Genomic DNA, 11959 nt, shown 5'->3' with positions numbered 1-11959 from the left:
AATCAGAGAGTTGATTCCGTGGCAAGCCCCTATCAAAAGGGGAGCAACTTACGCATGACTCAACAAGCGCAAAAAAGCCCGGTATTTCAGTGGGAAATCCGGGCTTCTTAAAATGTTAATTTTTATAAGAATTCTTTCACTTGCTTGCCTTCTTGGAACAAGCCGAGCCGTTTAATCTCCCAATGAAGGCGAATGCCGGAATTCTCATAAACTTTAGCGCGAACTGTCTCACCGAGCGTTTCGAGGTCATATCCGGTCGCATTGCCGGTATTGATCATGAAATTGCAGTGCATCTCTGACATCTGCGCCCCACCGACACGCAGACCACGACAGCCTGCCTTGTCGATTTCTTTCCATGCGGATGTGCCTTCGGGGTTCTTGAAGGTTGAACCGCCGGTTTTTTCGCGCACAGGCTGTACTGTCTCGCGGTGATTCTGCACCTCGTCCATCGCCTTTTTGATTTCCTCCCGGTCGCCCGGAATGCCCTCAAACAATGCTGAGGTGAAGATCAAATCTGGTGAAGCCGATGAGTGCCGATAGGCATAGCCCATATCGGCATTGGACAGGATGTGCAGATCGCCCTTGCGATCAAGTGCGCGCACTTCCACCACGCGTTCGCGCGTTTCAACGCCATTAGCACCCGCATTCATGCGCAAAGCGCCACCGATGCCACCGGGAATGCCGTGATAGAAATGAAAGCCACCAAGACCAGCGTCAAGGGCCGCAGCAGCCACACGCTTGTCTGGCGTTGCCGTCCCTGCCCTGAGCTGTGTTTCAGAAACCTGCTGAACTTCTCCAAAGCCCTTGGCCGACAAACGAACCACAAAGCCCGGGATACCGCCGTCACGTACGAGCAGATTGGAGCCGATACCTACAACCAGAAGCGGAATCTCTTCTGGCACAGCTTTCAGAAATTCCGACAAGTCTTCTTCGTCAGCTGGTTGGAACAAAACCTGTGCAGGGCCACCGGCACGGAACCAAGTGATCTTGTCCATGCCAGTATCCGGCATCAGCTTGCCGCGCAGGCTCGACAGCTTGCCGTCGAGCTTCTTGAGAAGCGCCTCGCCGCTTTCCATTACTTGCTTCCCTGTTCAGCCAGTTCTTTGGGAAGCGCATAAGCCCATTGCGTAATATTGCCTGCACCCAGACAAACCACGAAATCACCGGGTTCAGCGATGGATGCCACCAGTGGCGCAAGTGCTTCCGGCCCGCTTGCATAACGCGCGTCGCGGTGACCAGCCGTTTTGATACGCGAAACCAGCGCTTCCGAATTCACACCCTCAATCGGGTCTTCGCCAGCGGTATAAACTGGCGTCACAATGACTGTATCGGCGTCGTTGAAGCACGCTGCAAACTCATCAAACAGGCTGTGCAGACGCGTATAGCGATGCGGCTGGACGATACCGACAACTCGCCCCTTGGTTGCTTCGCGTGCGGCTTTCAGCACAGCGCGGATTTCAACGGGGTGATGTCCATAATCATCAAATATCTCGACACCATTCCACGAACCCGTATGCGTAAAGCGGCGTTTCACACCACCGAATGCTCCAAGACCACGACGGATATCGTCGGGTGAAATACCCAGCTCATGCGCCACGGCAATCGCAGCTGTGGCGTTGGAAACATTGTGCAGACCCGGCATTGGCAGACGCAGGTCTTTGATCTCCGTCGTCTCACCCTTGCGCGAACGGATCAGCACGTCAAACAGGCTGACAGCACCTTCCATGCGATGGTTGAGAAAACGCACATCAGCCTGCGGGTTTTGCCCATAGGTCACAATACGACGATCCTCAATGCGGCTCACCAGAGCCTGAACTTCCGGATGATCGAGGCACATCACACCAAAACCGTAGAATGGCACGTTCTCAACGAACTGCGCGAAAGCTGCGCGCACATTGTCGAAATTGCCGTAATGGTCGAGGTGTTCGGGATCGATATTGGTTACAACCGCGATATCAGCTGGAAGCTTCAGGAACGTGCCGTCGCTTTCATCCGCTTCAACAACCATCCAGTCGCCATCGCCCATACGGGCATTGGTGCCATATGCATTGATGATGCCGCCATTGATGACGGTCGGATCAAGATGACCGGCATCAAGCAAGGCTGCCACCATTGAGGTCGTTGTGGTTTTGCCGTGTGTGCCGCCAATAGCAACTGCACGTCGGAAGCGCATCAGTTCAGCCAGCATTTCAGCGCGGCGAACGATTGGCAGAAGTTTTTCACGTGCAGCGACAAGCTCAGGGTTGTTTTTGCGGATCGCAGTCGAGACGACTATCACTTCCGCGTCGCCAAGGTTCTCGGCCTTGTGGCCGACAAAGACCTCAATGCCCTTCTCGCGCAGACGCTGCACATTGGCGCTGTCAGATTGATCAGAGCCTTGAACCTTATAGCCGAGATTGTGCAGCACTTCCGCAATGCCGCTCATGCCGATGCCGCCTATCCCGATAAAATGGACAAGCCCGATATTCAGCGGCATTTTCATGGCCGGTTTCCTTTTTTCAATTCTTGTACTGATTTACCTGCTGCAATAGCCTCTGCCAGATCAGCAAGCAACTGTGCGGCATCCGGCTTACCAACGCTTTTTGCAGCTTTTGCCTGTTGTTCAAGCCTTTCAGGCTCGTTCATAGCTGAACTGATGATCTCAGCCAGTCGCTGTGCAGTCAGCTCAGACTGTCGCACGACCTGACCACCACCTGCTGCCGCGAGCGCCGCCGCATTGGCTGCCTGATCATGATCGAGCGCATGCGGGAACGGCACCAGCATGGCTGGACGGCCAATCGCCGCGATTTCTGAAACCGTCGAAGCACCCGAACGGGAGATCACGAAATGCGCATCCGCAATGCGTGCAGGCATGTCGTTGAAGAACGGCGCCACATCGGCGGGGATTTTCAGATTCTGATAAGCCGTACGAACGGCAGCCTCGTCCTCTTTACGTGCCTGCTGTGTAATCAGCAACCGTGCGCGTTCGGCGTCCGACAACAGCGCAATCGCTTCGGGTATGGCATTCGAGAAGAACTGCGCTCCCTGACTTCCACCAAACATCAGCAGACGAAAACGCTGACCTTCTTTTGCAGGCTTATAGGGCATATTGGCCGCAGCAAGCACAGGTGGGCGAACCGGATTACCGGTCGCAATAATCTTGTCGGCGTGTGCACCGCTCGTCTCAGGCAGGAAACCACCGGCAATTGCTTTCACGCGTCCCGCAAGGCCCTTATTGGCGCGACCCATGACGGCGTTCTGTTCATGTACGACGGTTGGGATTCCCAAATTACTTGCAGCATAAAGCGGTGGCAGCGTTGGATAGCCACCAAAGCCTGCAACCAGTTTCGGCTTCAATCGACGAAATAGTCTGCGCGAATCAAGATTGCCCTGCCACAACGACCAGAAGGTCTTTATGAGTGCTATTGGATTGCGGCCTGAAATAGTGGCTGAACGGATCACATGCACATGGTCTTCGGCAAATGCACCGGCAAAACGCTGAGCACGCGCATCAGTCGCCAGATGCACATCCCAACCACGTATCTTCAATTCATGAGCCAGCGCTTCCGCCGGAAACAGATGACCGCCAGTTCCCCCGGCGGCCAATACGATTACGCCTTTTCCCATATTCCCCTCACAAAGCCGGAATGCGCTCACCCATACTGACCGTATGCGTCATACGCGCTTCCGGACGGCGGCGTGTCAACGCCAGAAGAATACCCATGGTGATCGCAATAGCGACCAGCGAGGAACCACCATAGGAAATGAATGGCAGCGTCATACCCTTGGCAGGCATCAGATGCAGATTAACCGCCATGTTGATGATCGACTGGAAGCCAAACAGAATGACGATACCGGACACAGCCAAACGTGTGAAAGCATCGCGCTCGCGAAGCGCAATCGAAAGCCCGCGGATCACGATGAACGCAAAAAGCGCCATGATGATCATGCACAGAATGATGCCGTATTCTTCAGCCGCAACCGAGAAGATAAAGTCGGTGTGGCTGTCAGGGATGATGCGCTTGACCGTACCTTCGCCCGGACCTTGTCCAAACCAACCGCCGCGCAGAATAGCTTCGCGGCCTGCGTCCACCTGGAACGTATCGCCCTCACCCGTCATGAAGCGGTTAACACGGCCTGCAACGTGATCAAATGTCAGATAAGCGCCAAAAGCACCGCAGACTGCGATGCCGCCAAGAACCAGAATCCAGAACATTGGCAGGCCTGCCAGGAAGAACATTGCACCCCATGTGCCCGTCGTCAGCATGGTCTGGCCAAGGTCAGGCTGGAGCACAAGAAGCCCGACAGTCGCGATAAAAAGCAGCATTGCAAGGAAATTGCCCGGCATTTCGCCGCCACGTTCCCGCTCAGAGAAAAGCCACGCGCAAATGACCACAAATGCGGGCTTCATGAACTCGGATGGCTGAATGGAAATGCCCGCAAGGCTTACCCAGCGGCGCGCGCCCTTGATCTCAATACCGACGAAAAGCGCTGCCGCCATCAGCAACAGCGATGCGCCCAGCAAAACCAGCGCGAAGCGCCTGATCTGGCGTGGCGTCAGGAATGACACCCCGATCATCACGATCACAGCCGGGATCATGAAGAAGGTCTGGCGCTCAACAAAATGGAAGCTGTCGAGGCCGATGCGCTGCGCAACGGCAGGACTTGCCGCAAAGGATAACAACACGCCAAGCCCCATCAAGGCCAGACATGCAGCCAGAAAGTAACGGTCGATTGTCCACCACCAATTGGCGACAGGACCGCGGTCAACACGACTTACCATCAGCTTTCCCCTCTCATCGGCTCAACACCCGGGAGCGCAAGAACGGCGTTACGGAATGCATCACCGCGTTTTTCAAAATTCTGAAACTGATCGAAACTCGCACATGCAGGTGAGAGCAGCACCGCAGGTTCGTTTGCTGCATCATTGCCTGCATCACGTGCAGCATGCTCGACGGCAATGGCCAAGGTGTCGGAAATCTCGAACGACACGGCATCCCCAAGCGTCGCAGCAAACTGCGCCGCTGCTTCACCAATAAGATAGGCTTTGGTGATGCGCGGGAAGAAGCTCGATAGCGATGTGATGCCACCAGCCTTGGGAACGCCTCCGGCGATCCAATAAATGTGATTGGCGAAAGACGACAATGCAGGTGCAGTTGCTTCCGCATTGGTTGCTTTGGAATCGTTGACGAACAGAACTTTGCCGCGATATCCCACCTGCTCCATGCGGTGTGCAAGACCCGGAAAGCTCTTCAGACCAGCACGAATTTCTTCGATTGAAAGACCAATAGACAAACAGGCCGCGACTGCAGCCAACGCATTCTGCGCATTATGCGCGCCGCGCAGCGAACCAATACCTTCAAGTGAAGTCAGTTCTTCGATCTGACCATTTGTTGTCGAATAAAGCTTTGCGCCGTCAGCGAAGCTTCCATTCTCAAGGCGCTTATTCTTGGAGATACGTGCGACTTTTACACCCTTACTCTCAAGGCGTGTCGCAATGTCCGCGCAATATTCATCGTCCACACCAATGATTGCCACACCGCTTTTCTCAACAAGCCGTTCTTTAATGGCGGCATAGTTTTCCATGGAGCCATGGCGGTCGAGATGATCAGGCGTAAGATTGAGAAGAATACCGGCAGTCGGATTAAGCGAAGGCGCCAGATCAATCTGGTAAGACGAACACTCGACCACATAGAAGCGGCTTGGTGCAGGCGGTTCCAGTGTGAGAATGGCCGTACCAATATTGCCGCCAAGCTGCATATCGCGACCGGACGCCTTGATAATATGCGCGATCAGCGCAGTCGTGGTCGATTTACCGTTGGTGCCGGTTATGGCGATGAACGGGCAATCGGGCGCGATATGATTACGCTCGCGCGCAAAGAGTTCAACGTCACCGATGACTTCAACGCCTGCGGCACGCGCCAGATCAACCGTCCAATGTGGCTTCGGATGAGTGAGAGGTACACCCGGCGAAAGCACAAAGGCAGCGAACTGCGACCAGTCCGCCTGCCTCAAATCACCAGTCGCCAACCCCGCGCTCTGAGCGCGGGCAACGCTGTCGGGATTATCATCCCAGGCAATGATCTTCGCTCCGCCGGCCACGATGGCCTTGGCAGTGGCGATGCCCGACCCGCCCAATCCGAAGAGGGCTACAGTCTTATCTTTAAGGGCGGTGATCGGGATCATTCTTCGTGCCTGTTATCTGAGCTTCAAGGTAGAAAGGCCGATCATGGCGAGGATGATCGCCACGATCCAGAAGCGGATCACGACCTGACTTTCCGTCCAGCCCTTCTTTTCAAAATGATGGTGAATTGGCGCCATCAGGAACACGCGCTTACCGGTGAGCTTGAACGAGCCGACCTGAATAATGACCGAAAGCGCTTCAACCACGAACAACCCGCCAATGATGGCAAGAACGATTTCGTGTTTGGTCGCAACTGCAACTGTTCCAAGCATGCCGCCCAAGGCCAGCGAGCCGGTGTCACCCATGAAGATAGCGGCAGGTGGCGCATTGAACCAAAGGAAGCCAAGGCCAGCACCAATGACTGCACCAAGCACCACGGCAAGCTCACCCGTTCCAGGCACAAAATGAATTTGCAGGTAATCGGCAAAAATCGCATTGCCCGAAAGATAAGCGATGAAGCCAAATGAAGCGGCAGCAACCATCACTGGCACGATTGCAAGGCCGTCAAGACCGTCCGTCAGATTCACAGCATTGCCCGCACCCACCATGACGAAGGCTGCGAAAGGAATAAAGAACCAGCCGAGGTTCATGACGAACTGCTTCATAAACGGGAACGTCAGCGACGAAGAGAAAGGTTCCTGGCCAGCGCGCATGATGATGAAGGCCGCAACAGCTGCGATCAGAAACTCGATAGCGAGACGCGACTTGCCGGAAAAGCCCTTGTCCGACTGCTTCGTGACCTTGAGATAATCGTCATAAAAGCCAATGGCGCCGAAGCCAACAGTAACCATGAGCACAACCCAGACATAGACGCTGGAAAGATTGGCCCAGAAGAAACATGAAACGAGAATACCCGTCATGATCATCAGGCCGCCCATGGTCGGCGTTCCGGCTTTTTTGAAGTGGGTCTGCGGACCGTCAGCGCGGATTGGCTGACCTTTTCCCTGCCGCGCGCGCAGCGAATTGATGATGGTCGGTCCGAACAGAAACACGATCAGTGCCGAGGTAATCATCGCGCCGCCGGTGCGGAACGTGATGTAGCGGAACACGTTGAACGGTGTCACATGCTCGGCAAAAATTGTAAGAAGCATCAACATGCGGAGAAAAATCCCTCAAAATCGCCTATTCAGCAGGCACCACCGGCGGAAATTGGTTTGTCAGCGCCTTGACGATCTTGGAGAAGCCGATCCCCTTGGAGGATTTCACCATGACAACATCGCCGGGGCGGACTGCTTTCATCACCAGCGGTAACAATTCATCGGTGCTCTGCCTGTATTCGACGTGAATTTCAACCGGCAAGGCGTTTTTGAGCACCGACATTTCACGTCCGCCGATGTAAAGCACATTCACTTCTGCATCGACGATAGGCCGTGCAAGATCGGCGTGGAGCTTTCCTGACTGACGACCAAGCTCGAGCATATCACCTAAGATTGCGATGCGGCGACCACGTGGCCCCTCCGGCGGAGTGGCCTGGAGAAGCGACAGCGATGCGCGCATCGAAGTTGGATTTGCGTTGTAGCTTTCGTCGATCAACGTGAAAGAACCACCATCCGGATGTTCCAGCACGTGACGTGCACCGCGTCCGCCTTCTGCCGAAAGCGTCGCCATTGCGATGGCAACCTTTGCCATATCCGCACCGACAAGATGAGCCGCGCCCAGAACAGCCAGCATGTTCTGCACGATATGGCGTCCCGGCATACCAACCTTTACGACTGCCTCTTCGCTGCCGATCTTGACCGTCATGCATGAGCAGGTCGGATGCATCTTCGCTTCGCGCAGGCGATAATCGGAACGGGCATTCTCGCCAAAAGTCACGATATGCTCGATGCCTGCCTTTTCAGCCAGTTCTTCAAGCTGTTTGAAACGCTTGTCATCACGATTGAGAAGCGCGTAACCGCCCGGCACAACACCTTCAAAAATCTCAGCTTTCGCGACTGCGATTTCTTCAAGATTGGCAAAATGCCCGAGATGCGCAGGTGCAATCAGTGTGATCAGCGCCACATGCGGACGCACCATCTTCACCAGCGGACGAATTTCGTCGTGATGATTCATGCCGATCTCGAACACACCATAATCGGTATCGGCAGGCATACGGGCGAGCGTCAGCGGCACACCCCAATGATTGTTGAACGAAGCAACAGAAGCGTGAACTTTGCCTGAATCGACCAGCACATGACGCAGCGCTTCTTTGGTTGTGGTTTTGCCGACTGAGCCGGTAACAGCGATTATCTGTGCCGTGGATCGTTCGCGCGAAGCAATACCGAGCTTGGTGAGGGCCTCAAGCACGTCCTCGACCACAATCATCGGAACTTTAAGATTACCGAGTGCAGGAAGACGGGATTCATTGACAACCAGAAGACCTGCACCCGCCGCCATGGCAGCGGTTGCAAAATCATGACCATCAAACAGATCGCCTTTGATCGCGAAAAAAGCTTCGCCGTCCTTTAGCGTGCGGCTATCGATGGAAATCCCGGTGATACCCGCAGGCAACGTACCGAAAGGCCGGCCTTCCATGGCCTCCACCATATCGGCAGATGTCCAAAGCCAGTCACTCATTCCTTATGCTCCTCAAGGCGCGCAGCCAGTGCTGCCGCCACTTCCGTATGATCCGAGAACGGCAGCGTGATGTCGCCGACGATCTGGCCTTCTTCATGCCCTTTACCAGCAACAACGAGTGTGTCGCCCGGCATCATCATCGATACAGCGGTGAAAATTGCTTCGCGGCGGTCGCCAATTTCAGTCGCGCCCGGTGCCGCTGCCATGATTTCCGAACGGATTTGTGCAGGCACTTCCGAACGCGGATTATCATCGGTGACAATGGCCACATCCGCGAGGCGCGCAGCAATTTCGCCCATGATCGGACGCTTGCCCTTGTCGCGATCGCCACCGCAGCCAAACACCACAATCACACGACCCGTCGTGAATGGACGGACGGAAGTCAGAACATTTTCGAGCGCTTCCGGCTTATGTGCATAATCGACGTAAGCGGGAGCCCCCTCTTCCGTAGCACCAACCAGATCAAGACGACCCGGCGCACCTTTAAGACGCTCAAGCGCGCGCATAGCAGCAGCCGCAGGAACACCTGTCACGATTGCGAGGCCTGCTGATACGAGAGCATTCGCCACCTGAAAATCACCTGCCAGCGGCAACGCGATTTCGAAGATTTCATCGGCAATGCGAACCTCAACATGCTGGCGGAAACGCTCATGCTCGACACGTTTAATGGTGATGAAATCACCCTTGCGGCCGACAGTCTTGACGTCACAACCAGCAGCCTTCGCCGCTTCAATCGCCTGCGGAGAGAACTGATCATCTGCAAAAATGATTGCAGGCGATCCTTTTGGCAAAAGTGTATCGAACAGGCGCATTTTTGCGTTCAGATATTCTTCGATCGTCGCATGATAATCCATGTGATCGCGACCGAGATTGGTGAAAGCACCGGCGGCAAGCTTCACACCGTCAAGGCGGCGTTGATCAAGACCGTGCGACGAGGCTTCCATTGCGGCATGAGTAACACCTTCATCGGCGAGTTCAGCCAGAACACGATGCAGCTCAACAGGATCGGGTGTGGTCAGCGAATTATAATCGCTGCGCGTTGGCGAAAAGACGCCAGTCGTTCCGATATTGGCTGCAGGAAAACCTGCATAAGCCCAGATCTGTCGTGTGAAGGAAGCGACGGACGTCTTGCCGCTCGTACCGGTGACAGCGACCATGACTTCGGGCTGTTTGCCATAAAATTGGGCGGCAGCAACTGCCAAAGCGTGACGCGGATCATCCACATGCAGCACCGGCACGCCCGGATTTTCCAGAGTCACATTCTTGCCCGCGATAATCGCAACTGCGCCGCGCTTGACTGCATCGGCAGCATAGGCAGAACCATCAGCCTTTACACCCTTGAGGGCCGCAAAAAGGAAGCCGCGTTCGACCTTACGAGAGTCTGACGTGACGCCGGTAATGTCCACTTCGCCCGCAGTGCCGGAGGCCAGTTCTTTAAAGAGTGTAATTTCCTTCAGCTTCATGGTCTTACCAAATCCAGGTTCAGTGGTGTAGCTTCCGCTCCCAATGGCGAAACTGCACGGGTCAGTCGTTTATCGAATCAGCGGAAGCGATCTCTGCTTCTGCTGGCGCAAATTCCTGTTTAAAATCGGGCTTAACCCCCAAAAAGGTGGCTGAGCGACGAATAATGTCTGCAACCATCGGGGCGGCATTAAGACCAGCGGTTGCGCTGTACTTGCCTTCTTCTGGTTTTGGCTCATCAATGATCGTCAAAACAACGTAGGTCGGATCGTCCATCGGGAAGGATGCTAGGAACGCGTTGAAGCGTACATCTTTCGAATAACGGCCGTGCACAACCTTTTCCGCCGTGCCAGTTTTACCGCCAACGCGATAGCCCTGAACCGTCGCGCGCTTACCCGAACCACCCGGAGCGGTGGAGTTCAGACGATAAAGATAGCGCATATCGGCAGAAACCTGCGGATGTATAACCTGCTGCGCAACCTGATCAGCCTGAGCCTGTGTACGGGTCAGGAATGTCGGTTCAATCAGCTTGCCGCCATTCATCAACGCGGCAGCACCCACTGCCGTTTGAAGCGGTGTCGTCATCATGCCATGACCAAAGGAAATGGTCATGGAGTGAACTTTCTTCCAGACGCGTGGTTCGACCGGACGCGCAACTTCCGGCAATTCCGTCTGCATGCGATCAAGCAGGCCGATCTTCTTGAGGAACGCGCGATGGCCTTCGATGCCAACCACATTCGCCTCATGACCTGAGCCGATATTAGACGAGAAGATAAACACTTCGGGCAGCGTCAACACGCGGCCTTTACCGTGGAAGTCGCGGATGGTCTGGCGACCAATCACCAGTGGCCGTGATGCGTCGATCCTCGAGTTAAGATTAAACTTGCCGGAATCGAGCGCCATTGCTGTCGTGAAGCTCTTGATCGTCGAGCCCATTTCGTAGGTGCCCGCCGACATACGGTTCAGACGATCCTTGTCGAGTGCATGCACTGGATTGTTGGGATCGAAATCAGGAACAGAAGCCATGGCGATAACTTCGCCGGTCTTCACATTCAGCACCACAGCACCCGCGGCAATTGCGCGATAGCGGTCGACGGCCTTGACCAGCACGTCACGCATAATGTGCTGAACACGAATATCAATCGAAAGCCGAACTGGCTCAAGCGACTGGCCGGTTGCCATACCGACCGCACGCAGATCACTTAGACCCTGGCTGTCGATATATTTCTCCATGCCGGCAATGCCCTGATTGTCGACATTCACGAGGCCGAGAACATGAGATGCCGTTGGGCCGCCAGGATAGAAACGGCGCTTTTCGGTACGGAAACCGATACCCGGCACACCAAGCGCCATGATCTGGCTCTGCTGGCGTGGCGTCAAACCGCGCTTGATCCAGACGAAGCCTGCACCACTCTTGAGACGGCGATAGGTTGCTTCCCAGTCGAGATCAGGAATGACCGTCGAAAGAAGTTCGATGGTTTCATCCGGATCGACGATCTTGCGCGGCTCGGCAAAGAGCGAAGATGTTTTGATATCTGTCGCAAGAATTTCACCGTTGCGATCCAGAATGTCGGGACGCGATGCGAGCTGGTGTACGGCAGGACCGTTGGAATCATCGTCCTCACCACCAATCACGCCAAAATAGACTAGCTTGCCACCAATCACGCCGTAAATGCCGACAAAACAGGCAATTGCCATCCACAGACGATTGCGTGCGCGATTGCCATGCTTCTTACGAGAACCAACAAACGCCATATTGCCGGCCAGCTTTTCATTGCC

At 54.9% G+C, this 11959-nt stretch carries 9 protein-coding genes; all 9 read right to left on the bottom strand.

The window, feature by feature from the left end; all coding sequences use genetic code 11:
* Positions 1 to 122: 122 nt before the first annotated feature.
* The 9 genes from murB to QBD00_RS01780 all read right to left on the bottom strand — a co-directional run bounded on the left by murB (position 123) and on the right by QBD00_RS01780 (position 11935).
* Positions 123 to 1076: a UDP-N-acetylmuramate dehydrogenase gene (murB, locus tag QBD00_RS01820; protein WP_318578519.1), complete on the bottom strand. Its 954-nt coding sequence runs from the start codon at positions 1074 to 1076 to the stop codon at positions 123 to 125.
* Positions 1076 to 2482 (bottom strand): UDP-N-acetylmuramate--L-alanine ligase, encoded by a 1407-nt coding sequence (murC, locus tag QBD00_RS01815; RefSeq protein ID WP_151094988.1) that lies wholly within the window; start codon positions 2480 to 2482, stop codon positions 1076 to 1078. The genes murB and murC overlap by 1 nt, the downstream gene beginning before the upstream one ends.
* Entirely contained in the window at positions 2479 to 3606 is a 1128-nt protein-coding gene (gene murG / locus QBD00_RS01810) for an undecaprenyldiphospho-muramoylpentapeptide beta-N-acetylglucosaminyltransferase (RefSeq protein ID WP_318578518.1), read from the bottom strand. Before murG ends, murC begins: the two co-directional genes overlap by 4 nt.
* 7 nt (positions 3607 to 3613) lie before the next feature.
* Positions 3614 to 4762 (bottom strand): putative lipid II flippase FtsW, encoded by a 1149-nt coding sequence (gene ftsW, locus QBD00_RS01805; RefSeq protein ID WP_095446963.1) that lies wholly within the window; start codon positions 4760 to 4762, stop codon positions 3614 to 3616.
* Positions 4762 to 6165, bottom strand: coding sequence for a UDP-N-acetylmuramoyl-L-alanine--D-glutamate ligase (murD, locus tag QBD00_RS01800; RefSeq protein WP_318578517.1), 1404 nt, complete (start codon positions 6163 to 6165; stop codon positions 4762 to 4764). The genes ftsW and murD overlap by 1 nt, the downstream gene beginning before the upstream one ends.
* A gap of 12 nt (positions 6166 to 6177) precedes the next feature.
* On the bottom strand, positions 6178 to 7260 hold the full coding sequence (gene mraY / locus QBD00_RS01795) for a phospho-N-acetylmuramoyl-pentapeptide-transferase (RefSeq protein WP_095446965.1): 1083 nt from the start codon (positions 7258 to 7260) through the stop codon (positions 6178 to 6180).
* A 25-nt stretch (positions 7261 to 7285) separates the two neighbouring features.
* Positions 7286 to 8719, bottom strand: a complete 1434-nt coding sequence (locus QBD00_RS01790) for a UDP-N-acetylmuramoylalanyl-D-glutamyl-2,6-diaminopimelate--D-alanyl-D-alanine ligase (protein WP_151094983.1) — start codon at positions 8717 to 8719, stop codon at positions 7286 to 7288.
* Positions 8716 to 10182: a UDP-N-acetylmuramoyl-L-alanyl-D-glutamate--2,6-diaminopimelate ligase gene (locus QBD00_RS01785; protein WP_264231853.1), complete on the bottom strand. Its 1467-nt coding sequence runs from the start codon at positions 10180 to 10182 to the stop codon at positions 8716 to 8718. Before QBD00_RS01785 ends, QBD00_RS01790 begins: the two co-directional genes overlap by 4 nt.
* 61 nt (positions 10183 to 10243) lie before the next feature.
* Complete coding sequence (locus tag QBD00_RS01780; RefSeq protein WP_404901340.1) at positions 10244 to 11935, bottom strand: peptidoglycan D,D-transpeptidase FtsI family protein; 1692 nt, start codon at positions 11933 to 11935, stop codon at positions 10244 to 10246.
* Positions 11936 to 11959 lie beyond the last annotated feature (24 nt).

It is taken from the genome of Ochrobactrum sp. AN78 (assembly GCF_029909885.1).
In the GTDB taxonomy this organism is placed as follows: domain Bacteria; phylum Pseudomonadota; class Alphaproteobacteria; order Rhizobiales; family Rhizobiaceae; genus Brucella; species Brucella quorumnocens.
This window is presented reverse-complemented; position numbering and strand designations above follow the sequence as displayed.

Coding starts and splice junctions, on each gene's coding strand:
- QBD00_RS01780 (WP_404901340.1), bottom strand. CDS start 11,935: ATGGCGTTTGTTGGTTCTCGTAAGAAGCATGGCAATCGCGCACGCAAT.
- ftsW (WP_095446963.1), bottom strand. CDS start 4,762: ATGGTAAGTCGTGTTGACCGCGGTCCTGTCGCCAATTGGTGGTGGACA.
- murB (WP_318578519.1), bottom strand. CDS start 1,076: ATGGAAAGCGGCGAGGCGCTTCTCAAGAAGCTCGACGGCAAGCTGTCG.
- murG (WP_318578518.1), bottom strand. CDS start 3,606: ATGGGAAAAGGCGTAATCGTATTGGCCGCCGGGGGAACTGGCGGTCAT.
- QBD00_RS01785 (WP_264231853.1), bottom strand. CDS start 10,182: ATGAAGCTGAAGGAAATTACACTCTTTAAAGAACTGGCCTCCGGCACT.
- mraY (WP_095446965.1), bottom strand. CDS start 7,260: ATGTTGATGCTTCTTACAATTTTTGCCGAGCATGTGACACCGTTCAAC.
- QBD00_RS01790 (WP_151094983.1), bottom strand. CDS start 8,719: ATGAGTGACTGGCTTTGGACATCTGCCGATATGGTGGAGGCCATGGAA.
- murC (WP_151094988.1), bottom strand. CDS start 2,482: ATGAAAATGCCGCTGAATATCGGGCTTGTCCATTTTATCGGGATAGGC.
- murD (WP_318578517.1), bottom strand. CDS start 6,165: ATGATCCCGATCACCGCCCTTAAAGATAAGACTGTAGCCCTCTTCGGA.